The organism is Streptomyces sp. MMBL 11-1, assembly GCF_028622875.1.
Lineage (GTDB): Bacteria > Actinomycetota > Actinomycetes > Streptomycetales > Streptomycetaceae > Streptomyces.
Window position 1 is genome coordinate 7,228,472 of record NZ_CP117709.1, and the last position, 26,836, is coordinate 7,255,307.

The window sequence follows — 26,836 nt, forward strand, 5'->3', positions numbered from 1 at the left end:
CCGCCCGTCCGTGCGGGGCCCGCGCCGAGGGGCGGGCCCGGTCACGGGCGGCGGGTGCCGTCCGCGAGCCGCCGCTGCTCCTCCTCGACGATCTGCCGGGCCAGCTCGGCGTCGGAGACGTCCACCGCGTCCGGGGTGGTCTCCGCCAGGTCGCTGCGCCGGGCGTAGGCGTCGAAGAGCCGGTCCTTGCGGGCCAGCAGCTCCACCAGGCGCTGGTCGACGCTGTCCGTGGCCAGCAGCCGGTGCACCTGGACCGTGCGCACCTGGCCCATCCGGTGGGCGCGGGCGACCGCCTGGTGCTCCAGCGTGGGCTTGATCTGCGGCTCGCACAGGATGACCACGGAGGCGGCCTGCATGTTCAGTCCAGTGCCCCCGGCCTGGATCTGGCTCAGCAGCACCGCGTGCCCGTCCGCGGCGGAGAAGGCGTCGACCAGCTCCTGCCGCCGGGCCGGCGGGACGCTCCCGGAGAGCGGCCCGTGGGCATCCGGCCCCAGGGCTTCCCCGACCGTCGCGAGGACTTCGCGGAAGTAGGAGAACACCACCACTTTCAGGCCGTTGTCCCGCGCCTCGTCGACGAGTTCGCGCAGCCGTTCCAGCTTGGCGGAGGACCCGGGCACGGCGTAGGCGGCCCGGCGCATCCGCGTGAACCGACCGGAGGCGACCGCCCGGCGGTAGGCGTCCCGGTCCTCGGCGCCGAACTCCTCCCACTCGTCCACGTGGACCAGCGCCGGGAGTTCGGCCAGCACGTCGACCTGGTTGCGGCGCAGATAGGCGGGGGCGACGGCCCGGCGGAAGGCCCGCGAACCGGCCGCGCCGTGCGTGGAGCTGACCGCCGGCGCGAGTTCGGGGCGCAGCTGGCGCACGAGGCTGCGGAACTCCTCGACCCGGTTCTCCATCGGGGTGCCCGTGAGGAACAGCACCCGCTCCACGTGCTCCGCCCAGCCGGCGACCGCCCGCGACCGCCGGGCCGCGGGGTTCTTCACGAAGTGGGCCTCGTCCACGACCAGCATGCCGGGCCGCGCCGAGTCCGCCGCCACGGGCAGCAGGTGCAGCGCGTCGAAGGTGGTCACCGCCACCCCGCCGTTCTCCCGCCAGTCCGTGAACGCCTCCGCCCGCTCCGCGCCGTGCACCGGCACGGCGCGCAGGGTGGAGCGGGCCCGGATCTCCCGGGTCCAGTTGATCAGCACGCTCGCCGGGCAGATCACGAGGAAGTGACTCTCGCCGCGGGCGGCGAGATGGGCGAGGGCCGCGATGGCCTGCACGGTCTTGCCGAGCCCCATCTCGTCCCCGATGACGACCCGCTTCTGCGCCAGTGCGAAACGCGCCCCGAACGCCTGGTACCCCCGCAGGGACACCCGCAGACGCGTGTCGTCGAGGCGCAGCGCGCGCACCCGGTCCGCGATCCCGGCGGGCAGGAACCCCTCGGAGGCGTCCCGGTCCGGACCGCTGCCGGACAGCTCGGCGAGCAGGCTGTAGTACTCGGCGGACCGCAGCTCGAAGTCCACCCAGGCCTCGGCGGGCGACGCCGGGGAGCGCAACAGGTCGGCCGACGCCTGCGCGAAGAGCACCGGCAGCTCCCGCTCCACGGCGTCCGCCACCGCCGCGTGCACCGCGCCGACGGCCTCGCGCGCCCGCGCCCGCGCCTCCCGCCCGGTGAACAGCATCCGCAGCCGGCTCCCGGCCGGGGCGGCCGCAGCCACCGGGGGGCCGAGCCGCTCGGCGAGCCGTCGGGCCGCGTCCACCGCCCGCCGCGCGTCCGCTCCCGCCTCGGCCAGCCGGTGCAGGGCGATGACCAGCGCGGTGCTGGTGTCGTCCGGGGCGTCCACGTCGATCCGCACCGAGACGGTGTCCCGCACGGCGTGGGCGATCTGCGCGGCGGCGGCCAGCGCCTGGTCGGCGGTGTGGGCACCGACGCCGGGAAGCTGCCGGAGCTCGTAGCGGTTCGTGCCGTGGAGCTGGCCGACCGTGCCGAACCCGGCCTGCTCCAGCGCCCCGAGACGCAGCCGCCCCTCGGTGACGTCCTTGAGCCGGGAGACGGGAATGACGGCCAGCTCCCGGCCCACCAGGGAGTCGAGCAGCGGATCGAGCACGGAGCGTACGGCGGCCACGGCGTCTCTTCGGTCCGCCGGCACGGCACGGGCGCTCTCCAGGAGCCGCTCCGCCCGTGCGAGCAGCTCACGGACCGCGCCACCCGTGGGGACCGGGCTCTCGGCGGCCCCCTGCGTGAGTGTCCTGCCCGCCGTCCCGCTCCGCTTCATGTACGTCCTCATGTTCCCGGAGGGGGCTCACCGCCCCGGGCCCCCGCTCCGTCGGCCATCGCCCCATCGTGCCACGCCCCACCGACAGGCCCCGGGCGCGCACCGTCGACCCCGCCCCCCGACGGCCGCGCGACGCGCCGCTCCAACGCTTCGCCCCGGCAGGCGGGCGATGCCTAACCTGAGCGCGCGGCGGACGCGAGCACCGCCGGTCCGACCGCGACCCGGTCGGCCCCGCGCGGACTGCGGCGGTCGGTGCCCGGTGCGAGACTCGAATGGAGAGGAACCGACCGGCAGCACAGCACGCGCAGGATCACCCGGACCGACCAGGAGCACGCCATGATCAGCCCCACCTTCCTCGACGGAGCGCCCAACTGGGTCGATCTCGGCACCCCCGACCTCGACGCGGCGGCCGCCTTCTACCGGGAGCTGTTCGGATGGGGCCTGGTCCCCGGCGGCCCCGAGGTCGGCGGCTACGGGATGTTCACGCTGGACGGCCGGTACGTCGGCGGTGTGATGACGGTGCCGGAGGAGGAAGCGCCGAGCGCCTGGTCGGTCTCCTTCCAGTCGCCCGACATCGCCGCCACCGCCGCGGCGGTGGCGCGGGCGGGCGGCAGCGCCGCGTTCGAGCCGATGGACGTCCTGGATCTCGGCAGCATGGGCGGCTTCACGGACCCCGCCGGAGCGTATTTCGGTGCCTGGCAGCCGAAGGAGCATTCCGGCTTCGGCGTCGTCCAGGAGCCCGGCTCGTTCCTCTGGGCCGAGCTGTACACCTCCGACGTCCCGGCGGCGTCCGCGTTCTTCGCCAGTGTCTTCGGCTGGGGGACCGACCAGTTGAAGGTGGAGGGCACCGACTACACCTACACCACCGTCCACCCGGCCGGCGCCGGCCCGGACGCGTCCTTCGGCGGTCTGGTCCGGATGGGCGACGTCCCGTCCGAGGCCGCGCGCGGCCCGCACTGGCTGCCGTACTTCGCCGTGGCCGACGTCGACGCCACGGTGGCCGATGCGAAGCGGCTCGGCGGCACGGAGACCCTGGCCGCCATGGACGTGCCCGGCGTCGGCACGATGGCCAACGTCGCAGACCCGTACGGTGCGGTCTTCGCGGTCATGCGGCCCGAGCCGAGGCAGTAGACACGGGCTGCGCCCGCCGGCACGGGCGACGACTCGGGCGAGGCCGCGCCCGGAGCGGATTGATGAATCGTTGATCAGTTGTTTATCGCCACCGGGCACGGTGTGCACCATGCTGATCAATACCGTGACCGACGACGCGCTCGCCTGGCAGGAGACCGCGTTGTGCGCGCAGGCCGGGCCAGAGTTCTTCTTCCCGGCTCCGGGCAGTTCGACCCGCGAGGCCAAGCAGCTGTGCAACGCCTGCGAGGGCCGGATGGCCTGCCTGGAGTACGCACTCGCCAACGACGAGCGGTTCGGCGTCTGGGGCGGCCTGTCGGAGAAGGAGCGCGAGCGGCTGCGCAGAGAAGGCCGCGGCCGGGTCTGAACACCCCGGCCGCACACACCCGGCCGCACCACGCACCGTGAACGGCTGGGGTGTTCGGCCCGGGCCCAGCGCGATCGGGCCATGACCGACGGCCCGGCGGGCCCGGGGAACCTGATGGATCAGGGTGCCGGTGGGGATCAGGCGCGGCCGCGCGCCACCATCCGGGCCTTGCGGGCGGCGAGCTTCTCGTCGAACTTCGACGCCTCGCTGTCCAGGCCGCTCATGTACAGACCGAGCTCCTCCTGGGCCTTCGCACCCTCCGGGCCGAGCCCGTCGATCTCCATGACCTTCAGGAAGCGCAGCACGGGCTGGATCACGTCGTCGTGGTGGATGCGCATGTTGTAGATCTCGCCGATCGCCATCTGCGCGGCGGCCCGCTCGAAGCCGGGCATGCCGTGTCCGGGCATCCGGAAGTCGACGACGACATCGCGCACGGCCCGCATGGTCAGGTCGGGAGCCAGCTCGAAGGCCGCGCCCAGGAGGTTGCGGTAGAAGACCATGTGGAGGTTCTCGTCGGTCGCGATCCGGGCCAGCATCCGGTCACAGACCGGGTCGCCGGACTGGTGGCCGGTGTTGCGGTGCGAGACGCGGGTGGCCAGCTCCTGGAAGGCGACGTACGCGACGGAGTGCAGCATCGAGTGCCGGTTGTCCGACTCGAAGCCCTCCGCCATGTGCGCCATGCGGAACTGCTCCAGCTTGTCCGGGTCGACGGCGCGCGAGGTGAGCAGATAGTCGCGCATCACGATGCCGTGGCGGCCCTCCTCGGCGGTCCAGCGGTGCACCCAGGTGCCCCACGCGCCGTCGCGCCCGAACAGGGAGGCGATCTCGTGGTGGTAGCTGGGGAGGTTGTCCTCGGTGAGGAGGTTCACCACGAGGGCGATCTTGCCGATGTCGGTGACCTTGGACTGGTCGGCCGCCCACGCCTCGCCGTCCTCGAAGACGCCGGGGAAGTTCCGGCCGTCGGAGAAGGGGACGTACTCGTGGGGCATCCAGTCCTTGGCGACCTTGAGATGGCGGTTGAGTTCCTTCTCCACCACCTCTTCCAGCGCGTACAGCAGCTGGGCGTCGGTCCACGCCTTGGAACTGCCGAGGTGGGGAGAGGTGATCGTCACGGGGAGCTCCTGGGGACGGGAGAATTACCTACGGCTTCGTAGGTTACGTGACCGTAGGTTAAGGCGACCGTAAGGCCAAAGCCAAGCCCGTCCCCGGAGGTGAGCGGATACACGGAGTCATACGACCAGGTGGGAAGGTGTCCGAGCGCCCTCCCGGCGCCTTCCGGGGCTCTTTCCCGGCCCCTTCTCACCGCTCCGGAACGGGTTGTTCCACTCCCGGATCGCGAGGCTGCTCCACCCCTGGGTTACGGGGCCGCTCCATCCCGGGACCCAGGGGTGGTTCCACTCCCGGGTCCTTGCGCAGATAGTGGCCGGTGACGGACGTCGGATGCGCGAGCAGATCCGCGGGCGTCCCCTCGAACACCAGCTCCCCGCCGCCCTTGCCGCCGTCCGGACCGAGGTCGATCACCCAGTCCGCCCGCTTGACCACATCCAGGTTGTGCTCCACGCAGATCACCGTGTTCCCCGCGTCGACCAGCCGGTCCAGCAGATCCACCAGCCTGCCCGTGTCCGCCAGGTGCAGTCCGGTCGTCGGCTCGTCCAGCACGTACACGCTGGAGGTGCGGTGCAGCTGGGTGGCGAGCTTGATCCGCTGGCGCTCACCGCCCGACAGCGAGGAGAGCGGCTGCCCCAGGGTGAGGTAGGTGAGGCCGACCGCGTCGAGGGTGCGCAGCTTCCGCAGCAGCACCGGATCCTCGAACAGCCCGGCCGCCCGCGCCGCCGTCATGTCCAGGACGTCCACGATCGAACGGCCGCCGACCCGGTGCTTCAGGACGTCGTCGTGGAAGCGGCGGCCCTCGCACTCCGGGCAGGTCGTGGTGACCGGATCCATGAACGCCAGATCGGTCGAGATCTCGCCGCGACCCGAGCACCCCGCGCAGGCCCCGGCGGAGTTGAAGCTGAACAGCCCCGCGTCCACGCCGTTCTCCCGGGCGAACACCTTGCGGATGGCGTCCAGCGCGCCGATGTACGACGCGGGGGTGGAGCGCGACGAGGCCGTGATCGCGCTCTGGTCGATCACCACCGCCTCCGGGTACGCCGCTGTGAACACCCGCGACACCAGGGTCGACTTCCCGGATCCCGCGACCCCCGTCACCGCGGTCAGCACCCCGGCGGGGAACGACACGTCGAGGCCCTTGAGGTTGTGCAGGTCGGCCCCGTACACCGGTAGCCGGCCGGTGGGGGACCGGACGGTCTCCTTCAGCGGGATGCGGCGGCGCAGCGACCGGCCGGTGAGCGTGTCGGCCCCGCGCAGGCGCTCGAAGGGCCCCTCGAAGACGATGTGCCCGCCGTCCGCCCCGGCCTGCGGCCCCATGTCGACGACATGGTCGGCGACGGCCATCACGTCCGGGTCGTGCTCGACGACCAGCACCGTGTTGCCCTTGTCCCGCAGCCGTACCAGCAGATCGCCCAGCCGCCCGACGTCGCGCGGATGCAGACCGACGCTGGGCTCGTCGAAGACGAACGTCAGCCCGGTGAGCGAACTGCCCAGGTGCCGCACCATCTTGAGCCGCTGTCCCTCGCCCCCCGACAGGGTCGTGGTCTCCCGGTCCAGGCTCAGATACCCGAGCCCGATGCCGGCCAGCCGCTCCAGCCGTTCCCGGGCCGCGGCGGCGATGGGCCCGCCCACCGGATCGACGATCCGCTCCAGGACGCCGACGAGTTCGGAGACCTCCATCCGCCCGTAGTCGGCGGGCGAGAAGCCGTCGATCCGGGTGGCGAGAGCCGCCGCGTTCAGCCGTGCCCCGCCGCAGGCCCCGCACACCCGCTCCACGGTGAACCGGGCGGCCGCCTCGCGCCGCTTCTCGGACAGCGAGGCGGTGTCGCGCTTGAGGTACAGGCGCTCGAAGCGCGTCACGACCCCCTCGAACCGCATGTCGGCCGAGCCGGTCCGCATGCCGACGCGGACGGTGAAACCCGAACCGTGCAGCAGGGTCCGCCGCTCCTCCTCGCCGAACTCGGACAGGGGCAGATCGTTGTCGAAGCGCCCCGAGTCCCCGTACAGATTCCACTCCCAGCTGCCCACCGCCAGCCCGGGCAGCAGCAGCGCCCCCTCGTTCAGCGACTTCGACCAGTCGATCGCCCGGTCGAGGTCCAGCTGGACCGTGTGCCCCACCCCGTCGCACTCCGGGCACATCCCGCTGGGGTCGTTGAACGAGTACGCGGTCGCCCCGCCCGCGCTCGGGGTCCCGCACCGGGAGAACAGCACCCGGATCACCGACCAGATGTCGGTCGCCGTGCCCACCGTGGAGCGGACATTGCCGCCCAGCGGCTTCTGGTCGATCACGATGGCCACCGAAAGGTCCTCGATGGACTCGACGTGCGGCCGCTCGTACTTCGGCAGCCGGTTGCGGAGGAACGAGGTGAAGGTCTCGTTCAGCTGCCGCTGCGACTCCACGGCGATCGTGTCGAAGACGACCGAGGACTTGCCCGAGCCGGACACACCGGTGAACACCGTGATGCGGCCCTTGGGGATCCGGAGGGAGACGTCGCGCAGATTGTTCTCGCGCGCGCCGGTGATGACGATGTCGCGGTGCGCGGAGCCGGGGGCGTCCGGCTCCGCACAGCGCTCGGGGAAGGGATTCATGAGCGCGACGCTAGGCGGGATACCCGACAGCTTCTGTCTCCTTTTCCGCGTGATCCGCGTGATCCGCGTGATCCGTGCGATCTCCGCGCTGTCGCCTCCCCGCGCCTGCCGTGCGGACCTCCCCCGTACGGTCTCAGCGGCCCTCGCGCACGGCCTGCGCCGTCGTGTCCCGCAACGCCCCGTCGAGCCGGAGCCAGCGGGTGATCCCGACCGACTCCAGGAACGGCACGTCATGGCTCGCCACGATCAACGCCCCCTCGTACGCCTCCAGCGCCTCGGTCAGCCGCCGTACGCTCGCCAGGTCGAGGCTGTTCGTCGGCTCGTCGAGCAGCAGCAGCCGGGGCGGAGGATCGGCCAGCAGCAGCGTCGCCAGGGTCGCCCGGAACCTCTCCCCGCCCGACAGGGTCCCCGCCGGGCGGTCCGCCGCCGCCCCCTTGAACAGGAAGTGGGCCAGCCGGGCCCGGACGGCGTTGTCCGTGCGGTCGGGGGCCGACCGCGCCACGTTCGCCGCCACCGACGACGCGTCGTCGAGCACGTCCAGCCGCTGCGGCAGGAACCCCGTCGCGACCAGGGCACACGCCTCGCCCGAAAGGGGCGCCAGCTCACCGGCGATCAACCGGAGCAGCGCCGTCTTGCCCGCCCCGTTGCGACCGGTCAGCGCGATCCGCTCGGGGCCCCGCACCATCAACTCGCCCCGCAGCGGCGGACCGTAGGGCGGCACCGGATCGCGCAGCAGCAGTACCTCGCTTCCCGGATGGACCCGGGTCCCCGGCAGCTCGACCCGGATCTCCTCGTCCTCCCGCACCGCCAGCTCCGCCTCGTCGAGACGCTCCCTGGCCGCGGCCAGCCGCTCGGCGTGCAGGATGCGGTGCTTGCCGGCCGACTCCTGCGCGGAGCGCTTGCGTTGCCCCATGACGACCTTGGGCTCACGCTTGCTGTCCCACATCTTCTGCCCATAGCGCTTGCGCCGGGCCAACTTCACGTGAGCGTCAGCCAGTTCGCGCTTCTGTCGCTGTACGTCCGACTCGGCGACCCGCACCATGCGCTGCGCCGCCTCCTGCTCGACGGCAAGCGCCTCCTCGTACGCCGACAGGTTTCCGCCGTACCAGGTGACCGAACCCTCGCGCAGGTCCGCGATCCGGTCGACCCGTTCCAGCAACTCCCGGTCGTGGCTGACGACGAGCAGGGCGCCGGTCCAGGCGTCGACCGCGTCGTACAGCCGTCGACGGGCGTACGCGTCCAGGTTGTTCGTCGGCTCGTCAAGCAGCAGCACCCCGGGCCGCTCCAGCAGCAGCGCGGCCAGCCGCAGCAGGACGCACTCGCCGCCGGACATCTCTCCGATGGCGCGGTCGAGACCGATGTGCCCGAGGCCGAGCTTGTCCAGAGTGGCGAGGGACCGTTCCTCGATGTCCCAGTCGTCGCCGATCACCGCGAAGTGCTCGGGCCGGACGTCGCCCGACTCGACCGCGTCGAGCGCCGCGCGCCGGTCCGCGACGCCGAGCACCTCGTCGACCCGCAGCGCGGTGTCCAGCACCAGCGCCTGGGGAAGGTAACCGAGCTCGCCGCCGGTCCTGATCACCCCGGATTGCGGCACGAGTTCACCGGCGAGCAGGCGCAACAGAGTGGACTTGCCGCAGCCGTTCAGGCCGATGAGACCGGTACGGCCGGGCCCCACGGCCAGATCGAGGCCGGTGAAGACCTCGCTGCCGTCGGGCCAGGAGAAGGTGAGGGAGGTACAGCTGAGATGGGTGTCGGTGGCAGACATACGGATCTCCCGTTGTGCGTCGGGAACGACAGGGACGGCTGGAAGAAGCTGAGATCGCACACGGGCGCTCCGGCCGCGGCATGACGCGGCGGGCGCTGCACGGTGTGCACAGGACCTCAGATCAGCAACGTCCCACTCCGATCGGCGACAACAGGAACGCTCACGAAGGTAGGGCCGGGGCGCGGGCCCGGCAACCGGATTTACGGGGTCAGCGAGGACCGCCCAGCAGTTCGGTCAGGCTCCGGTCCAGGTCCAGATACCGGTGCTCGTCGCCCACCGGAACCAGCTCCTGCGCCCGCTGGAGGAAGTGCCTCAGCTCCTCGGTGCGCACATGGACCATGGCGATGCCCTCGGGGGCGTGGAACTCCAGCACGGTCCGCTCGTACCCGAACGGCCGTACGCGTACGTCTCCCTGCCCGGCGGGGGAGTCCACCCCGGTGGACAGCAACTCGCGGGAGAACTCCCAGGACACCTCGGTGCCTTCCAGAGTCGCCGGGGCCGGGAACGCCATACGCACGGCGAAGGGGTACTGGCGGTCGTACTGAAGAGTGGCGGGCAGGGTCTCCATCCGCGGTGCGGACGCGACCATGCGGGCCTGCACGGACTGCTCGATAACGCTGGACAAGACCTGCTCCCTCTCGCGCGGCCGGGTAAACGGTTCCCGGCATTGGAGTAGACGACGGAACTCCTCGTTTCGTGCACCGGCGCGCGGCGTGAGCTGCGTCACCGGCTTCCGACGGCCCCCTCCGGGACCTCCGGCACCCCGCTCTCCTGCCCGATCGGCGGCGACGCACCCTGGACGGGCCGGAACCCGTCGGCTAGCTTCCAGCGCCATGAAGGCCATGGGGAACACGAGACGGCTGATGGCACTGGTGACCGGCGGCGCGGCACTGGCCGCCGCACTGGTCGCTCCGGGCGCACACGCGACGCCGGCGGACGACCCGGCCGGGACACCGGCCGGGGGAGCCGCGTCCCGGGAGACGAGCGCCCGCGGGCTCCTGCCCGGCTGGCGGCTCACCGACACCGGCACCGACGCCCGCTTCCGGGGGCTCGCCGCGGTCAGCCGCACCACCGCCTGGGTCGCCGGGTCGAAGGGCACGGTCCTGCGCACCGGCGACGGCGGCCGCACCTGGCGCGACGTGTCACCGCCGGGCGCCGCCGAACTGGAGCTGCGGGACATCGAGGCGTTCGACGCCCGCCGGGCCGTCGCCCTGGCCATCGGCGAGGGCGAGGCGTCCCGGGTCCTGCGCACCGACGACGGCGGGGCCACCTGGACCGAGTCCTTCCGCAACACCGATCCCCGAGCCTTCTTCAACTGCCTGACGTTCTTCGACAGCCGGCACGGTCTCGCGGCGGGCGACCCGGTGGACGGGAAGTTCCGGGTCCTGTCCACGGCGGACGGCGGCCGCTCCTGGCGGGTCCTGCCCGACGCCGGGATGCCCGCCGCCCAGCCGGGCGAGGCGGGCTTCGCGGCGAGCGGCCAGTGCCTGGTCAGCTCCGGCTCCAAGGACGTCTGGCTGACCACCGGGGGAGCGGCGACCGCCCGGGTCCTGCACTCCCGGGACCGGGGCCTGACCTGGACGGCGAGCGCGTCGACCCTCCCGGCGGGCGACCCGGCCCGCGGGGTCTTCGCCGTCGCCTTCCGCGACCGGGGGCACGGCATCGCCGTCGGCGGGGACTACCGCCCCGACCAGGCCTCCCCGGAGGCCGCCGCCGTCACCGGGGACGGCGGCCGGAGCTGGCGGGCGTCCGCCACCCCGCCGCCCGCGTACCGCTCAGGCGTCACCTGGCTGCCCCACAGCCGCTCCGCCGCCCTGGCCGTCGGCCCGACGGGCACCGACCTCACCCTGGACGGCGGGCGCACCTGGCGGACGGTCGACGCCGGTTCGTACGACACCGTCGACTGCACGCCCGACCTGGGCTGCTGGGCGGCGGGCGAGAAGGGGCGGGTGGCCCGGCTGGGACTCTAACGAGCTCGTTAGGTCCTGTCGTCAAACTGCCGTCTGCCGCGCGGCGTCCGGCACGCATGCTCGCGGGGTTTGTCCCGGTCCGGGTGACCGGCCTCGATCAGGCGCCGTCGAGCACCTCCCGCAGCCGCCGCCCGAACTCGTCCGGCTTTCCCGGGTAGCCGAACTCCCCGTCGAGGAAACCGCCGTGATGGCTCGGGAAGACGGTCGCCCGCTGTCCGAGCAGTTCCGCGATCGCGGCGGACGTACGCCCGGTCTGCACGCTCCGGGACTCCTCGCCCACGGCGATCACCACGCGGGTGGCGGCAGCGGAGAGGGCGGCGACGTCCGGCCGGTAGTCGCTGATCGCCCATGACCGGTCGGACAGCAGCGGGTCGCCGCGCGTGCCGTCGTCCTCGACGGGCATGCCGAACGCTGCGGGATCGGGTTCGGGCTGCGCGAAGTACGCGTCGGTGAACTCGCCCTCCCACGAGGTCATGGCGACGAACGCGGCCATCCCGGCCCCCCACCCCCGCTTCTCGTACGCGTCCCGGACCCCGGCCCGCGCCCGGACGGCCGCCGGGCCGTCCGGGGTGAGCGTGATGAGCGGCGGCTCGTGCGCGACGAGGGTCGTCACATCACCGGGGTGGCGCGCCACGAGGGCGAGAGCGGTGACCGCTCCGCCACTGCTGGCGAACATCTCCACCGGCCCGGCCCCGAGCGCCTCGATGACGGCGTGCACGTCGTCGGCCTGGGTCTCGGGCGTGTGGTCGGTCCGCCCGTCCTTGCGGATGCTGCGGCCGAGCCCCCGCGGGTCGTAGGTCACCACGGTCCGCTCCGGAAAGCGTGCCGCGAGCGCGACGAACCCGGTCGCGTCCATGGGCTGCCCGATCATGAACAGCGGCGGGCGGCCGTCAGCGGTCGGCAGGGGGCCGCGTACGTCGTGGACGAGGTCGGCGCCGGCTGTCTTGAGTGTGTACGTTTCCATACCCGTGCAGACCGGTCCCGCCCCGGAAACTCATCGGCCGGGGCGGCACCGGGTCCGGGCGGGCCCCCCGCTACGGCAATTGCTGCTGGTACGGGACGAGTCCGGGCGCCGTTCTGGTGGCGATGAACTCGGTGATCCGGTACGCGCACACACCGTGCTCGGCGAAGGGATCGGCCGCCGCGGTCCTCTCGATCGCCGCCCGGTCCTCCCCGACGGCCAGGATCACTCCGCCGTCCCGAGGGTTCTTGCGGCCCGAGGCGATGAAGACGCCCGCCGTGTACTGCTCGTCGAGCCAGGCGAGGTGCTCCCGCATCAGCGCGTCGACGCGTTCGACCGGAGCCGTGTAGGTCAATTCGAGTACGAACATGATCGTCAGGCTACGGGATCCCGGCCGCCCGTCCCGGGGCCTCGCGGCGGGGTCCGCCCAACGCCGCGTCACGGGCCGGGGCCCGTCACCGCATAAGCTTCCGGACATGACGACCTCCCCCACCCCCGCCCACGAGACCCCCGCCGACGAAGCCGAGGGCCGGGCGATCCAGGACCGGCTGCGCGGCCGGGTGATCCTGGACGAGGCGGGGCCGGAGCCCGGAACCGGGCTGGTCACCGGGGTGGACGTGGCCTACGACGATGTGAAGGACGTCGTCGTCGCGGCTGCCGTGGTGCTGGACGCGGTGACCCTGGAGACCGTCGACGAGGCCACCGCCGTCGGCCGGATCACCTTCCCGTACGTCCCCGGGCTGCTGGCCTTCCGGGAGATCCCGACGGCGCTGGAGGCCCTGGAGCAGCTGAGCGTCGACCCGGGACTCGTCATCTGCGACGGCTACGGTCTGGCGCACCCGCGCCGCTTCGGGCTCGCCAGCCACCTGGGCGTGCTCACCGGGCTGCCGGCCATTGGCGTCGGCAAGAACCCGTTCACGTTCACCTACGAGGCCCCCGGCCCGCGTCGCGGCGACTTCTCCCCGCTGCTGGACGGCGAGGAGGTGGTCGGCCGGGCGCTGCGCACCCAGGAGAACACCAACCCGGTGTTCGTCTCCGTGGGCCACCGCATCAGCCTCGACAACGCCTGTGCCCACACGCTCCGCCTCGCCGGCCGCTTCCGCCAGCCGGAGAGCACCCGCCGGGCGGACGCCCTGTGCCGGCAGACCCTGCGGGAGGCGACCGCCTGACGCGGGCCCTGCGGCCCCGGGCGGGCGGCCCGCCTCGATGGGCGGGGCCGCGCGGGGATAGCGTGCGTCGTCATGACGCGTGTGTGGATGCTGCCGGTCGTGCTGGTGCTCAGTGGAGCCGTCGTCGCGACGGGACTCGCCCGCAGGGGCGACCCCGTCATGGCGGCCGTGCTCCTGGTGCTGTTCGCGCTGTTCGCCGGGATGAACTCGCCCCTGATCTTCCCGAGGACGGTCCCCGCCGCCGAGGCCCGCCGGCGCAGCGCCGTCGACGGCCGCCCGGTGGTCTACTGGCGGCCGGGCTGCACGTACTGTCTGCGGCTCCGTCTCCGGCTGGGCCGCGACGCCTCCCGGCTGCACTGGGTCGACATCTGGCGCGACCCGGCGGGAGCCGCCGAGGTGCGGGCGGCCAACGGGGGCGACGAGACCGTGCCGACCGTCTTCGTGGCGGACCGGCCGCACACCAATCCGGACCCGTCGTGGGTACGCGAACAGCTGCCGCCCGCCGCGTGACGGTCCCGGGCGTGGAACAGTCCTGCAACTGAGTACGCGTACGGATGGCGTAGATCCGTACAGCTGGGCAGGCTGACACATATGAACGCTTCTCGTACAGCTGTCCGCACCGAGCCCTTCGGCCCCGCTCAGCGCCGCATGGCCCTCGGCATGCTCCTCGGGAGCGCCGTCGGGCTGGTCTGGGTGGGCGCGATGCTCTACACGCTGGCCAACTGGCTCCTCTAGGGAGAGTCCCAGAGGTATCCGTCACCGCACCGCCGCCACCCGGAACCGCAGCCCCGCCGCCGTCAGCCGCTCCAGGAGCGCGTCACCCATGGCCACGGCCGTGGTGACCTGCCCTGAGGTCTCCGGCAGCTCGTCCAGGGCCAGGCACACCGCCGACTCGGCGAGGATCTTCGCCGTCTCGCCGTAACCCGGGTCGCCGCCCGACACCTCGGTGAAGACGCGCCGCCCGCCGCCCTCGCCGACGAAGCGGATGGTGAACCAGCTCCGCCCGCGGCGCTCCGCGTCCGGCCCCTGCCCCGGCTCGTAACGCCTCATCATCCACTCCCGGGCGCCCTCCACCTGCGCGGCGGCCACCAGCGCGCCGATCGCCACCGGGGCGCCGAGAGCCATCGGCAGCGTCTTGACCGAGGCGAAGTGCCGGTAGCGGAAGTCGGGGCCGTACCGCTCCAGGGACCGCGCGGAGCGGCCCACGATCGTCGGGTCCACCGTCGGCAGCGGCAGCGCCCACGTGCCGACGGGCCCGCTGAAGTGCGGGGAGCCCGCGGGGGTGCGGACGCGCCGGCCCACCAGGCGCGGCTCGTGCAGCCGGCGTTCCCGGGCGGCGGCCAGCATCTGCGGGCCCCGGCCCATCGCGGTCAGTGCCGAGGCGAACGTCCCGCCGGAGAACACCGCGTCGGTGCGGACGAAGCCGTCGACGGTCAGGGGTACGTCCTCGGGCAGCTGCTTGACGGTGAAGTACGCCCCCAGATCATGGGGGACGGAGTCGAAGCCGCAGGCGTGCACGATGCGCGCTCCCGTCTCGCGGGCCCGTGCGTCGTGCTCCAGATACGTCCGGTCGATGAACTCCGCCTCGCCGGTGAGGTCCGCGTAGTCCGTCCCGGCCTCCGCGCAGGCGGCGACGAGCTTCTCGCCGTAACGGACGTACGGTCCCACCGTCGTGGCCACCACCCGGGTGGAGGCGGCCAGTTCGGCCAGTGCCTCGGCGTCGTCCGCGTCGGTCTCCAGCAGCGGCAGTTCCGCGCAGCCGGGCGCGATCACGGTGAGCCGTCGGCGCAGCGCCTCCAGCTTGGTCCGGCTGCGCCCGGCCAGGGCCCAGCGCAGGCCCGCGGGGGCGTGTGCCGCCAGGTATTCGGCGGTGAGCGTCCCCACGAAGCCGGTGGCACCGAAGAGGACGACGTCCAAGGGGCGGGGCGCGTCGTTCTGCCTGTTCACGAGTACCTCCGGCTGGGAGACGGGTGCCGACGTGGCAGGCAGAGGGTAGCGGAGAGCGCCGTGGCGGCGTGCGGCCGGGCGGGCCGGATGCGAGAGGATCGGAGGGAGGAACTAAGCGCTTGCTCGGCCCGAGGGGTTGTGCGGAGCCGGGCGGCTTCTTAGCATCACTGATGTTACATCGGTTGTGTCACACCCTTGGGGGCTCACAGATGGCGCATGGTCCAACGCCCGGGCACGGTCCGCTGACCGGTGTCCGTGTCGTCGAGCTGGCGGGCATCGGGCCCGGACCGTTCGCCGCGATGCTGCTGGCGGACCTCGGGGCCGACGTCGTACGCGTCGACCGGCCCGGCACCGCGGGGCTCGGCATCGATCCCGCGTCCGACCTCACCAACCGCAACAAGCGCTCCGTCCTCCTGGACCTCAAGAGCGACGAGGGGCCGGCCCGCGTCCTGGACCTCGTCGAACGCGCCGACATCCTGATCGAGGGCTACCGCCCCGGCGTCGCCGAACGCCTCGGCGTCGGGCCCGACGCCTGTCTCGCCCGCAACCCGAAGCTCGTCTACGGCCGGATGACCGGCTGGGGCCAGGACGGACCGCTCGCCGAGCGCGCCGGACACGACATCGCCTACCTCGCGCTCACCGGCACCCTGTCCATGATCGGCAAGCCGGACGAGCCGCCCGTGGTCCCCGCCAACCTGGTCGGCGACTACGCGGGCGGCTCGCTCTACCTCGTCGTCGGCGTCCTCGCCGCGCTCCAGCACGCCCGCGCCCACGGTGAGGGCCAGGTCGTCGACGCCGCCATCGTGGACGGCGCCGCCCATCTCGCCACGATGATCCACGGCATGCTGGCCGCCGGGAGCTGGCAGGACCGGCGCGGCACGAACCTCCTCGACGGCGGCTGCCCGTTCTACGGAACCTACGCCACCTCCGACGGCGGCCACCTGGCGGTCGGCCCGCTGGAGGAGAAGTTCTACGCGGAGTTCGTCGGCCTCCTCGGCCTCGCGGAAGCCTTCCCTGACCAGTGGGACCTCGCCCGCTGGGACGAGCTGCGCGCCGCCGTCACCGAACGCTTCCTGACCCGTACGCGCGCCGAGTGGACCGAGGTGTTCGACGGCACCGACGCCTGCGTGGCCCCCGTGCTCTCGCTCACCGAAGCGCCGCACCACCCGCACCTCGCCGCCCGCTCCACCTTCGTCGAGCACAGCGGTCTCGTCCAGCCCGCCCCCGCCCCGCGCTTCTCGGCCACCCCCGTCTCCGTACGCGGCGGGCCCGCCCTGCCCGGCGGCGACACGGCCGCCGTCGCCGCCGACTGGAACGTCCCCGCGCTGCGGCCCGCCGACTCACCCGACACCTACTAGGAGCCCCCGTGCAACGGCAGATCTTCACCGAGGAGCACGACGCCTTCCGCGAGACCGTCCGGGCCTTCCTGGCCAAGGAGGTCCTCCCGTACTACGAGCAGTGGGAGCAGGACGGCATCGTCTCCCGTGACGCCTGGCTCGCCGCCGGACGCGCGGGGCTGCTGGGCCTCGCCGTCCCGCAGGAGTACGGAGGCGGCGGCAGCGACGACTTCCGCTACAGCGCCGTCCTCGCCGAGGAGTTCACCCGGGCCGGGGCCCCCGGCCTCGCGATCGGCCTGCACAACGACATCATCGGCCCCTACCTCACCGGCCTGGCCACCGACGAGCAGAAGCGCCGCTGGCTCCCCGGCTTCTGCTCCGGCGAGACCATCACGGCGATCGCGATGACCGAGCCCGGCGCCGGCTCCGACCTCCAGGCCATCCGCACCACCGCCGAGGACAGGGGCGACCACTGGCTGCTCAACGGCTCCAAGACCTTCATCTCCAACGGCATCCTCGCCGACCTGGTCGTCGTCGTCGCGAAGACCACCCCGGAGGGCGGGGCCAAGGGCCTGTCCCTCATCGTCGTCGAGCGCGGCGCCGAGGGCTTCGAGCGGGGCCGCAACCTCGACAAGATCGGCCAGAAGTCCCAGGACACCGCCGAACTGTTCTTCCACGACGTCCGCGTCCCCAAGGAGAACCTCCTCGGCGAACTCGACGGCGCGTTCGCCCACCTGATGACCAACCTGGCCCAGGAACGCATGGGCATAGCGGTCGCCGGGATCGCCGCCGCCGAACACCTGCTGGAGATCACCACCCAGTACGTCAAGGAGCGCGAGGCCTTCGGACGTCCGCTCTCCAAGCTCCAGCACATCCGCTTCGAGATCGCCGAGATGGCCACCGAGTGCGCCGTCACCCGGACCTTCCTCGACCGGTGCATCGTCGACCACTCCGACGGCGTCCTGGACGCCGTCCACGCCTCCATGGCCAAGTGGTGGGCCACCGAACTGCAGAAGCGCGTCGCCGACCGCTGCCTCCAACTCCACGGCGGCTACGGCTACATGAGCGAGTACAAGGTTGCCAAGGCGTTCACCGACGGCCGGGTCCAGACCATCTACGGCGGCACCACCGAGATCATGAAGGAGATCATCGGCCGCTCGCTGCTTGCCTGAGTCTCCGCTCCCCCTCTCCACCACCCTCGAAAGGCAGCTGTCTTGAGTACCGAAGCATTCGTCTACGACGCGATCCGCACCCCGCGCGGCCGCGGCAAGGCCAACGGCGCCCTGCACGGCACCAAGCCGATCGACCTCGTCGTCGGCCTCATCCACGAGATCCGGGGCCGCTTCCCGGACCTCGACCCGGCCGCCATCGACGACATCGTCCTCGGCGTGGTCAGCCCGCTCGGGGACCAGGGCTCCGACATCGCCCGCATCGCCGCCATCGCGGCCGGCCTGCCGGACTCCGTCGCGGGCGTCCAGGAGAACCGCTTCTGTGCCTCGGGCCTGGAAGCGGTCAACCTGGCCGCCGCCAAGGTCCGCTCCGGCTGGGAGGACCTCGTCCTGGCCGGGGGCGTCGAGTCGATGTCCCGGGTGCCGATGGGCTCCGACGGCGGGGCCTGGGCCATGGACCCGATGACCAGCTTCGAGACCGGCTTCGCCCCGCAGGGCATCGGCGCCGACCTCATCGCCACCATCGAGGGCTTCAGCCGCCGCGACGTCGACGAGTACGCCGCCCTCTCCCAGGAACGCGCCGCCGCCGCCTGGAAGGAGGGCCGCTTCGCCCGCTCCGTCGTCCCGGTCAGGGACCGCAACGGCCTTCTCGTCCTCGACCACGACGAACACCTGCGCCCCGGCACCACCGCCGACTCCCTCGCCGCGCTCAAGCCCTCCTTCGCGGGGATCGGCGAGATGGGCGGCTTCGACGCGGTGGCCCTCCAGAAGTACCACTGGGTCGAGAAGATCGACCACGTCCACCACGCGGGCAACTCCTCCGGCATCGTGGACGGCGCGGCCCTCGTCGCCATCGGCTCCCGGGAGGTCGGCGAGCGCTACGGCCTGACCCCCCGCGCCCGCATCGTCTCCGCCGCCGTCTCCGGATCCGAGCCCACCATCATGCTCACCGGCCCCGCCCCCGCCACCCGCAAGGCGCTCGCCAAGGCCGGGCTGACCATCGACGACATCGACCTCGTCGAGATCAACGAAGCCTTCGCCGGAGTCGTCCTGCGCTTCGTCAAGGACATGGGACTCTCCCTGGACAAGGTCAACGTCAACGGCGGCGCGATCGCGCTCGGCCACCCGCTCGGCGCGACCGGCGCGATGATCCTCGGCACCGTCATCGACGAACTGGAGCGCCGCGACCAGCGGTTCGGCCTGGTCACCCTCTGCGTCGGCGGCGGCATGGGCGTCGCCACCGTCGTCGAACGCATCTGACCGTCCCGCCCCGGCCCCTCTGCCTACGGAGAAGACACCGACATGACCGAGAGCACCACCATCCGCTGGGAACAGGACGACACCGGCGTCGTCACCCTGGTCCTCGACGACCCGAACCAGTCGGCCAACACGATGAACCAGGCCTTCAAGGACTCCATCGCGGCCGTCGCCGACCGCGCCGAGGCCGAGAAGGACACGATCCGCGGCATCATCTACACCTCCGCCAAGAAGACCTTCTTCGCCGGCGGCGACCTCAAGGACATGATCAAGGTCGGCCCGGAGAACGCCCAGGACGCCTTCGACGCCGGCAACGCCATCAAGGCATCCCTCCGCCGCATCGAGACCCTCGGCAAGCCCGTCGTCGCCGCCATCAACGGCGCGGCCCTCGGCGGCGGTTACGAGATCGCGCTAGCCTGCCACCACCGCGTCGCCCTCGACGCCCCCGGCTCCCGCATCGGCCTGCCCGAGGTCACCCTCGGCCTGCTCCCGGCGGGCGGCGGCGTCACCCGGACCGTACGCCTCATGGGCATCGCCGACGCCCTGCTCAAGGTGCTGCTCCAGGGCACCCAGTACACGCCCCGGCGCGCCCTGGAGAACGGCCTCGTCCACGAGGTCGCCGCCACCCGCGAGGAGATGATCGAGAAGGCCCGCGCCTTCATCGACGCGAACCCCGAGTCCCAGCAGCCCTGGGACGTCAAGGGCTACCGCATCCCCGGCGGCACCCCCTCCAACCCCAAGTTCGCCGCCAACCTCCCCGCCTTCCCGGCCAACCTGAAGAAGCAGCTCGGGGGCGCGCCCATGCCCGCGCCCCGCAACATCCTCGCGGCGGCCGTCGAGGGCTCCCAGGTCGACTTCGACACCGCCCTGACCATCGAGGCCCGGTACTTCACCGAGCTGGTCACCGGCCAGGTCGCCAAGAACATGATCCAGGCGTTCTTCTTCGACCTCCAGGCCGTCAACTCAGGCGCCAACCGTCCCAAGGACATCCCCGAGCGGCCCGTCCGCAAGGTCGCCGTGCTCGGCGCCGGGATGATGGGCGCGGGCATCGCGTACTCCTGCGCCAAGGCCGGGATCGAGGTCGTCCTCAAGGACGTCTCCACCGAGGCGGCCGCCAAGGGCAAGGCGTACAGCGAGAAGCTGCTCGCCAAGGCGCTGTCCCGGGGCCGTACGACCGAGGCGAAGCGCGACGAACTGCTGGCCCTGATCACCCCCACCGGCGACGCCGCCGACCTCGCGGGCTGCGACGCGGTGATCGAGGCCGTCTTCGAGGACACCGCCCTCAAGCACAAGGTGTTCCAGGAGATCCAGGACGTCATCGAGCCGGACGCGCTGCTCTGCTCCAACACCTCCACCCTCCCGATCACCGTCCTCGCCGAAGGCGTCTCGCGCCCCGTCGACTTCATCGGGCTGCACTTCTTCTCGCCCGTCGACAAGATGCCCCTCGTCGAGATCATCAAGGGCGAGCGCACCGGCGACGAGGCGCTCGCCCGCGCCTTCGACCTGGTCCGCCGGATCAAGAAGACGCCGATCGTCGTCAACGACTCGCGCGGCTTCTTCACCTCGCGCGTCATCGGCCAGTTCATCAACGAGGGCGTCGCCATGGTCGGCGAGGGCGTCGAGCCCGCTTCGATCGAGCAGGCCGCCGCCCAGTCGGGCTACCCGGCCAAGGTGCTTTCCCTGATGGACGAGCTGACCCTGACCCTGCCGCGCAAGATCCGCGACGAGACGAAGCGCGCGGTTCAGGAGGCCGGCGGCAGCTGGCCCGGCCACCCCTCCGACGCGGTCATCGACCGCATGGTCGACGAGTTCGGCCGCCCGGGCCGCAGCGGGGGAGCGGGCTTCTACGACTACGACGAGGACGGCAGGAGGGCAGGCCTCTGGCCCGGACTGCGCGAGCACTTCGCCAAGCCGGACGCCGATGTGCCCTTCGAGGACATGAAGGAGCGGATGCTCTTCTCCGAGGCCCTGGACAGCGTCCGCTGCCTGGAGGAGAACGTCCTGATCTCCGTCGCCGACGCCAACATCGGCTCCATCATGGGCATCGGCTTCCCGCCGTGGACCGGCGGCGTGCTCCAGTACATCAACGGGTACGAGGGCGGCCTGCCCGGCTTCGTGGCCCGCGCCCGGGAACTCGCCGAGCGGTACGGCGACCGGTTCCTGCCGCCCGCCCTGCTGGTGGAGAAGGCGCGGAAGGGCGAGACCTTCCACGACTGAGGCGCCCGCGCGCCGCGTCCACCGTCACTCGGCGGTGAACGCGGCCCGCAGCTCCTCCTTCAGCGAACGCTGAAACGCCGTCACCAGCGCCTGCACCACGATCGGTTGCATATCGGCGGACAGTGACTTCATCGCCGCCACATGCTCCGGGTCGCCCTCGCGCTCCCGGTAGGGGCTCCACACCTCGTCCCGGAACAGCCGGGTCATCTCCTGGGCGGCCGAGCGGGTGTGCTCCAGCAGAACGGTCCGCGCCGCCAGGATCGTCTCGTGCGCGATCGGCACGTCCAGCAGCTCCACCCCGAGCCGCAGCAGCCCCAGATCCACCCGGTGGTGCCCGCCGGGCTCCTGCGGACGGACCAGCACCCCCATCGCCGCCAGCCGCTCCACGTCCGGCTCCGACAGTGCCCGCCCGGCGCGCCGCTCCAGCTCGGCCCGGGAGAGGTCCTCGGTCCGGTCCGGCGCCCAGGAGGCGACCAGCGCCCGGTGGATCGCCAGATCGTGGGCGCTCAGGTCGGGCGGCAGCTGTTCCAGATAGCGTTCGATCGCCGCGAGCGTCATGCCCTGCTGCTGGAGCTCCTCGATCAGCGCGAGCCGCGAGAGATGGTCGGGCCCGTAGTGCCCGACCCGGCGGGGGCCGATGACCGGGGGCGGCAGCAGGCCCCGGGTGCTGTAGAACCGCACGGTGCGCACGGTCACCCCGGCGCGCGCCGCCAGCTCGTCCACCGTGAGTGTCGGCCCGTCGGTCCCCGTCGCCATCTCTGCTCCCCGCCGTCGAACCCTCGTATCGGACAGTGCCGCTGTCTCACCATTACTGTGAAAGTCTCCGGCACCATCGCCCCGCCGTCCACCCCGGGCCCGCCCCGGACCCCGCCGCCGGGGTCCTTCCGCGAGCGAGGGACCAGGGGCGGAAGGAGACGGGCAGCGCCGCGTCGCGTACGGCGGGACGCGCCTCCCGCGCCGCCGAGGCGCGTCGGAACGGCTGACCGCCCGCCGTTCCGTCGGACGACGACGGAGAGGTCCTCGCCCTTCACCGGGGAGCCGCCGGGGGAGCCGCCGGGGTGACCTCCCGTTCGTGAACGCCGGTCGTGGCGGACCGGACCGGGGCGGGCCGGGGCGGGCCGGGGCGGGACGGGCCATTTCGGGCGCTCCGGCCCCCGTTCGCCATGCCGTCGTCACGGACGGCCGTACGGACAGTGGTGATCACCCCCTGTCGCCCAGGAGTTCGCCGGGGTAACGTCCGCACATCGCCGACAGCCGGACGGGCGTCACGGCGCCCGCCCCCACCCCTCCGGAGGCAGCCGCTGATGACCCCCCGCATCGCTCGCGCGCTGCGCATGCTCAGCCCGCAGCCGTGGCTCGCGCCGGTCGCCGACCCCGCCCGGCGGCAGTCCGTGCCCCCGCGGCCCGGGGCGAAAGCGATGCGCCGGACGGCCGTGGCGGCGACGCTCGCCGGGCTGGCCCTCCCGTTCGCCATCGCGCCGGCCGAGGCCGCCCACCGTCCGCCGCGCACCGGGTTCGAGACGAGCGAGGGGGCCCGCTGGACCGGCGAGGCGGAGGAGCGGTCCTTCCTCGCCGCGGTGGACCGGGGGAGCGACCGGGTCTTCGTGGACCGCGTCGGCACGACCGTTCAGGGTCGGCCCCTGCGGCTCGTACGCGTCGGACAGGAGCGCCCCGGGGCCACCACGGTGCTTCTGATCTGCAGCCAGCACGGGGACGAGCCCGCCGGGCGCGAGGCCTGTCTGACCACCATCCGGGACCTCGCGTTCGCCGAGGACCGGGCGACCCGCGCCTTCCTGGCCCGTACGACGTTGCTGGTGCTGCCCACGGCCAACCCCGACGGACGCGCCGCCGACACCCGAGGCAACGCCGACGGGGTCGACGTCAACCGCGACCACATCGCCCTGAAGACCGCCGAGGCGCGAGCCGTCGCCACCGTCGTACGCGACGAACGGCCCCAGGTGATCTACGACTTGCACGAGTACGGCGCGACCCCGCCGTACTACGACAAGGACCTGTTCGCGCTGTGGCCGCGCAACCTCAACGTCGACGACCGGGTCCACGACGTCGCGCGCACCCTCTCCGAGCGCTACGTCCGCCCCGCCGCGACGGCGGGCGGCTACAGCAACGGCCACTACGACATCTGGACCGACCCGGCCACCGGGGAGCCCGTCAAGCAGGTCGCCGGCGACGGCCAGGAACGCATCCTGCGCAACACCTCGGGCCTCAAACACGCCGTCGGGCTGCTCATCGAGTCCCGGGTCGACGCGCTGAGCGACGCGGAGAAGGCGGATCAGGCGCTCAACCACCGGCGCAGGGTCCACTCCCAGCGGACCGCGCTCGGCGGTCTCTTCGCCTTCACCGACGAGCAGCGCGCCCGGCTCCGGACGGCCACCGCCCTCTCGCGCCTGACCGGCCTCGCCGACCGGGGCCCGGTGTACCTCGGCGGCGCCGACAACGACCCGGCCGAGCCCGCCGAGACCCTCGCCGACCCACCGTGCGGCTACTGGCTGGGCGGGGCCCAATACGCGGCGGTCAAGGGCGAGCTGGCCCTGCACGGCGTCACGGCCCGCCCGGAGGGAGATGGCGCGTTCGTGCCCATGCGTCAGTCGGCTCGACGCCTGATTCCGCTGCTCCTCGATCCGCGGGCGACCTATCACCTCGCAAACGGTCGAGCCAGAACGGCTTGTTGATTCCTTGAGATTCCGGGCAGGTGTGGTACTGCCTACGGACAGCCTCAATCAGACTCGGTGAAAGGTGCCACTTGTGCCCCAGGACGACCGGACAACGGACGGGAGGGAAGGGCTGCCGGTCACGGCGGACCTTCCCCCCGATCCGGTCAGCACCAGAACCCCGACCACCGACCGGGTGGTGTTCGGCGTCGCGGCGGTCCTCACGCTTGCCTTCGTCGTCTGGGGCGCGACCGCCACCGACTCCCTGGAGAGCGTCTCCGGCAAACTGCTCGAGGGGCTGATCCACAACGGCGGCTGGGCCTTCATACTGGCCGCGTCGGCCTTCGTCATCTTCGCCCTGTGGCTGGCCGTCAGCCGGTACGGAAGGATCTGCCTCGGCCAGGAGGGCGAGAAGCCGGAGTTCCGGACCATCTCCTGGATCGCGATGATGTTCAGCGCCGGCATGGGCATCGGGCTGATGTTCTGGGGCGTGGCCGAGCCCCTCGCCCACTTCCGGACCCCGCCGCCCGGCACCGACCCCGCCGATTCGGCCGAGGCCATGCAGACGGCGATGGCCACCACGCTCTTCCACTGGACGCTGCACCCCTGGGCCATCTACGCCGTGGTCGGGCTCGCCATCGCCTACAGCGCCTACCGGATGCGCAGGCGGCAGACGATCAGCGCGGTCTTCGAACCGCTGATCGGCAAGCGCCACGCCTACGGCGGCGTCGGCCGCGTCATCGACATCCTGGCCATCTTCGCCACCCTGTTCGGCTCCGCGGCCTCCCTGGGCCTCGGCGCGCTCCAGATCGGCAGCGGCATCCAGGAACTGGACTGGCTGGAGAAGGCGGGCACCGGACTTCTCGTCATGGTCATCGCCGTGCTGACCGTCGCCTTCGTCGCCTCCGCGGTCTCCGGCGTCGAGAAGGGCATCCAGTGGCTGTCCAACATCAACATGGTGCTGGCTCTCCTTCTCATCGTGTTCGTCTTCATCGCCGGCCCCACGATCTTCGTACTCGACCTGGTGCCCACCTCCCTCGGCGCGTACATCACCGACCTGGGGCAGCTCGTCGGCCGCACCGAGGCGACCGGCGGCGGTGACGTCGCCGACTGGCTCGGCGGCTGGACCGTCTTCTACTGGGCCTGGTGGATCTCCTGGACGCCCTTCGTCGGCATGTTCATCGCCAGGATCAGCCGCGGCCGCACGATCCGTCAGTTCGTCGGCGGCGTCATCCTGGTGCCCAGCACCGTCAGCCTGATCTGGTTCGCCGTCTTCGGCGGCTCGGCCATGAAGCTGGACGAGGCCGGGAAGCTCACCGGCGCCGACACCCCGGAGGCGCAGCTGTTCGGCGTCCTCCAGGAGTTCCCGATCGCCACGCTCACGAGCATTCTGGTGATGGTCCTGGTCGGCATCTTCTTCGTCTCCGGAGCCGATGCCGCCTCCATCGTCATGGGCACCCTCTCGCAGCGGGGCGTCCTCGAACCGGGTAAGTGGGTCGTCGTCTTCTGGGGCGTAGTGACCGGGGCCGTGGCCGCGATCATGCTCCTCATCGGCGACGGGAAGGACGACGCGCTCGCAGGGCTCCAGAACCTCACCATCCTGGTCGCCGCCCCCTTCACCGTGGTGATGATCGGGATGTGCGTGGCCCTGATGCGGGATCTGCGCAAGGACCCGCAGATCGTCCGCCAGGAGTTCGGCGTGGAGGCGGTCGAGTCCGCGGTGATCGAGGGGCACGCCAAGTACGACGGCGACTTCGAGATCCGCATCGGCCCCGGGGCCACCACCGTCACGGACGAGCGCCCCAAGCCGGGTCCCACCGGTTCGGGCTCCACGGCCACGGAGAAGCGCCTCTCCGACTGACCGGGCAACCGCCCGCCCGTACCGGAGCCCGCGACCGCCGACCGGCCGCGGGCTCCGGCACGTCGTGTCCCATGTGACCGTGGCCTGGGGGTGCGCCCGGGCCCCGGTCAGCCCACCAGCGCCGCCGCCGCCCGCGCACACCCCCAGGCCACGGTCACGCCCGCGCCACCGTGCCCGTAGTTGTGCACCAGCAGACCGCCGCCCGGCAGCGTCTGTGCCTCGATCCGCACCCCGGCATCCCGCGCCGGCCGCAGCCCCACCCGGTGCCCGAGCACCCGGGCTCCGGCGATCTCCGGCCGGATCCGCGCACACCGCGCCACGATCTCCCGCGCCGTCTCCCGGTCGGGCTCGGTACGCGGATCGTCCGCCTCGGCCGTACCGCCCAGCACCAGGCGGCCCGGCTGCGGGAAGAAGTACGTCGTCGCGGCCGACGCCGGATCCGCCTCGGTGTACCACTCCTCGATCCCCGGGTTCTCCACCGCGACCAGCTGCCCCCGCACCGGCCGCACCCCGGCGTCGGGCACCAGCGCGCGCGCCCCGAGCCCCGTGCAGTTCACCACCACCGGGCTCCGCTCCGCCGCCTCGGCGAGCCCCGTCACCGCCCGCCGCTCCACCGTGCCGCCCGCGGCCGCGAGCCGTCGCTCCAGCCACGCCAGATGGACGGGCATGTCCAGCAGCGGCAGCGTCACCCGCAGACCTTCGGGCACCTCCACCGCGTCCTTCAGCCCGGCCGACCAGTCGCCCAGCGCCGCGAGCCGCTCCCCGGCGTGCAGCCCCGCCACCCGCCGTACGCCGGTCTCCTCCGGGGCGCCCGACAGCCCCTCGTAGACCGCCAGCGTCGCCAGCGACCAGTCGCCCACCCGCTCCGCCGGTTCGATCCGGTACGGCCACCACAGGGCGCCCGCCACCGCCGACGTCGTCGCTCCGGCCGGATCGCGCGACCAGACCCGCACGCGCAGCCCACGCTCCGCCAGCGTCACGGCGGTGGTCAGCCCGATGACCCCGCCGCCCACCACGGTCACATCCGCCCTCACGGTCACGTCCCCCATCACGGTCACTCCT

Annotated in this window: 22 protein-coding genes; 12 read left to right on the plus strand and 10 right to left on the minus strand. The window is 72.5% G+C overall.

Going from position 1 to position 26,836, the window contains the following annotated elements; genetic code table 11:
• Positions 1-41 precede the first annotated feature (41 nt).
• Positions 42-2,258 (minus strand): DEAD/DEAH box helicase, encoded by a 2,217-nt coding sequence (locus PSQ21_RS31885; protein ID WP_274034796.1) that lies wholly within the window; start codon positions 2,256-2,258, stop codon positions 42-44.
• Between the two features lie 336 nt (positions 2,259-2,594).
• On the opposite strand from PSQ21_RS31885, the gene PSQ21_RS31890 reads away from it, so the two are divergent.
• Positions 2,595-3,389 (plus strand): VOC family protein, encoded by a 795-nt coding sequence (locus PSQ21_RS31890; RefSeq protein ID WP_274034797.1) that lies wholly within the window; start codon positions 2,595-2,597, stop codon positions 3,387-3,389.
• A gap of 109 nt (positions 3,390-3,498) precedes the next feature.
• Positions 3,499-3,753, plus strand: a complete 255-nt coding sequence (locus PSQ21_RS31895) for a WhiB family transcriptional regulator (RefSeq protein WP_274034798.1) — start codon at positions 3,499-3,501, stop codon at positions 3,751-3,753.
• A 137-nt stretch (positions 3,754-3,890) separates the two neighbouring features.
• Here PSQ21_RS31895 and PSQ21_RS31900 read toward each other — a convergent pair whose 3' ends face one another.
• From PSQ21_RS31900 to PSQ21_RS31915, 4 genes are all read right to left on the minus strand, one after another.
• The gene (locus PSQ21_RS31900) at positions 3,891-4,865 is read right to left on the minus strand and encodes an acyl-ACP desaturase (RefSeq protein ID WP_274034799.1); all 975 of its coding nucleotides are present in this window, start codon (positions 4,863-4,865) and stop codon (positions 3,891-3,893) included.
• A 187-nt stretch (positions 4,866-5,052) separates the two neighbouring features.
• Positions 5,053-7,452 carry an excinuclease ABC subunit UvrA gene (locus PSQ21_RS31905; RefSeq protein WP_274034801.1) on the minus strand — a complete coding sequence of 800 codons (2,400 nt, stop codon included), beginning with the start codon at positions 7,450-7,452 and terminating at the stop codon, positions 5,053-5,055.
• A 133-nt stretch (positions 7,453-7,585) separates the two neighbouring features.
• A complete protein-coding gene (locus PSQ21_RS31910) occupies positions 7,586-9,217 on the minus strand; it encodes an ABC-F family ATP-binding cassette domain-containing protein (protein ID WP_274034803.1) in 1,632 nt (543 codons plus the stop codon).
• Between the two features lie 208 nt (positions 9,218-9,425).
• The gene (locus PSQ21_RS31915) at positions 9,426-9,842 is read right to left on the minus strand and encodes an SsgA family sporulation/cell division regulator (protein ID WP_274034804.1); all 417 of its coding nucleotides are present in this window, start codon (positions 9,840-9,842) and stop codon (positions 9,426-9,428) included.
• Positions 9,843-10,050: 208 nt separating this feature from the next.
• Between PSQ21_RS31915 and PSQ21_RS31920 the strand changes: the two genes are divergently transcribed.
• Entirely contained in the window at positions 10,051-11,187 is a 1,137-nt protein-coding gene (locus tag PSQ21_RS31920; RefSeq protein ID WP_274034806.1) for a WD40/YVTN/BNR-like repeat-containing protein, read from the plus strand.
• 97 nt (positions 11,188-11,284) lie between these two features.
• Here PSQ21_RS31920 and PSQ21_RS31925 read toward each other — a convergent pair whose 3' ends face one another.
• Positions 11,285-12,151 (minus strand): alpha/beta fold hydrolase, encoded by an 867-nt coding sequence (locus PSQ21_RS31925; RefSeq protein ID WP_274034807.1) that lies wholly within the window; start codon positions 12,149-12,151, stop codon positions 11,285-11,287.
• A 70-nt stretch (positions 12,152-12,221) separates the two neighbouring features.
• Complete coding sequence (locus PSQ21_RS31930) at positions 12,222-12,518, minus strand: YciI family protein (protein WP_274034809.1); 297 nt, start codon at positions 12,516-12,518, stop codon at positions 12,222-12,224.
• A 106-nt stretch (positions 12,519-12,624) separates the two neighbouring features.
• On the opposite strand from PSQ21_RS31930, the gene PSQ21_RS31935 reads away from it, so the two are divergent.
• The 3 genes from PSQ21_RS31935 (at position 12,625) to mmpA (ending at position 14,052) form a co-directional block, all read left to right on the plus strand.
• The gene (locus PSQ21_RS31935; protein WP_274034811.1) at positions 12,625-13,317 is read left to right on the plus strand and encodes an endonuclease V; all 693 of its coding nucleotides are present in this window, start codon (positions 12,625-12,627) and stop codon (positions 13,315-13,317) included.
• Between the two features lie 72 nt (positions 13,318-13,389).
• Positions 13,390-13,827 carry a glutaredoxin domain-containing protein gene (locus tag PSQ21_RS31940; protein WP_274034813.1) on the plus strand — a complete coding sequence of 146 codons (438 nt, stop codon included), beginning with the start codon at positions 13,390-13,392 and terminating at the stop codon, positions 13,825-13,827.
• Between the two features lie 81 nt (positions 13,828-13,908).
• The gene (gene mmpA / locus PSQ21_RS31945; RefSeq protein WP_274034814.1) at positions 13,909-14,052 is read left to right on the plus strand and encodes a morphogenic membrane protein MmpA; all 144 of its coding nucleotides are present in this window, start codon (positions 13,909-13,911) and stop codon (positions 14,050-14,052) included.
• A gap of 21 nt (positions 14,053-14,073) precedes the next feature.
• On the opposite strand, the gene PSQ21_RS31950 is transcribed toward mmpA, so the two are convergent.
• Positions 14,074-15,264 carry a saccharopine dehydrogenase family protein gene (locus PSQ21_RS31950; protein ID WP_274034816.1) on the minus strand — a complete coding sequence of 397 codons (1,191 nt, stop codon included), beginning with the start codon at positions 15,262-15,264 and terminating at the stop codon, positions 14,074-14,076.
• Positions 15,265-15,473: 209 nt separating this feature from the next.
• Between PSQ21_RS31950 and PSQ21_RS31955 the strand changes: the two genes are divergently transcribed.
• Genes PSQ21_RS31955 through PSQ21_RS31970 form a run of 4 tightly spaced genes read left to right on the plus strand, consistent with a single transcriptional unit; the run spans position 15,474 to position 21,244 of the window.
• Positions 15,474-16,622, plus strand: a complete 1,149-nt coding sequence (locus tag PSQ21_RS31955; protein WP_274034818.1) for a CaiB/BaiF CoA transferase family protein — start codon at positions 15,474-15,476, stop codon at positions 16,620-16,622.
• Positions 16,623-16,630: 8 nt separating this feature from the next.
• Positions 16,631-17,773, plus strand: coding sequence for an acyl-CoA dehydrogenase family protein (locus PSQ21_RS31960; RefSeq protein WP_274034819.1), 1,143 nt, complete (start codon positions 16,631-16,633; stop codon positions 17,771-17,773).
• A gap of 42 nt (positions 17,774-17,815) precedes the next feature.
• Entirely contained in the window at positions 17,816-19,030 is a 1,215-nt protein-coding gene (locus tag PSQ21_RS31965) for an acetyl-CoA C-acetyltransferase (protein ID WP_274034820.1), read from the plus strand.
• Between the two features lie 42 nt (positions 19,031-19,072).
• Positions 19,073-21,244, plus strand: coding sequence for a 3-hydroxyacyl-CoA dehydrogenase NAD-binding domain-containing protein (locus PSQ21_RS31970; protein WP_274034821.1), 2,172 nt, complete (start codon positions 19,073-19,075; stop codon positions 21,242-21,244).
• A 24-nt stretch (positions 21,245-21,268) separates the two neighbouring features.
• On the opposite strand, the gene PSQ21_RS31975 is transcribed toward PSQ21_RS31970, so the two are convergent.
• Positions 21,269-22,000 carry a MerR family transcriptional regulator gene (locus PSQ21_RS31975; RefSeq protein WP_274034822.1) on the minus strand — a complete coding sequence of 244 codons (732 nt, stop codon included), beginning with the start codon at positions 21,998-22,000 and terminating at the stop codon, positions 21,269-21,271.
• Positions 22,001-22,548: 548 nt separating this feature from the next.
• Between PSQ21_RS31975 and PSQ21_RS31980 the strand changes: the two genes are divergently transcribed.
• Together PSQ21_RS31980 and PSQ21_RS31985 are read left to right on the plus strand one after the other, a co-directional pair.
• On the plus strand, positions 22,549-23,934 hold the full coding sequence (locus PSQ21_RS31980) for a M14 family metallopeptidase (protein WP_274034823.1): 1,386 nt from the start codon (positions 22,549-22,551) through the stop codon (positions 23,932-23,934).
• Positions 23,935-24,007: 73 nt separating this feature from the next.
• Complete coding sequence (locus tag PSQ21_RS31985) at positions 24,008-25,774, plus strand: BCCT family transporter (protein WP_274034824.1); 1,767 nt, start codon at positions 24,008-24,010, stop codon at positions 25,772-25,774.
• 107 nt (positions 25,775-25,881) lie between these two features.
• Here PSQ21_RS31985 and PSQ21_RS31990 read toward each other — a convergent pair whose 3' ends face one another.
• Positions 25,882-26,823 (minus strand): FAD-dependent oxidoreductase, encoded by a 942-nt coding sequence (locus tag PSQ21_RS31990; protein WP_274034825.1) that lies wholly within the window; start codon positions 26,821-26,823, stop codon positions 25,882-25,884.
• Positions 26,824-26,836 lie beyond the last annotated feature (13 nt).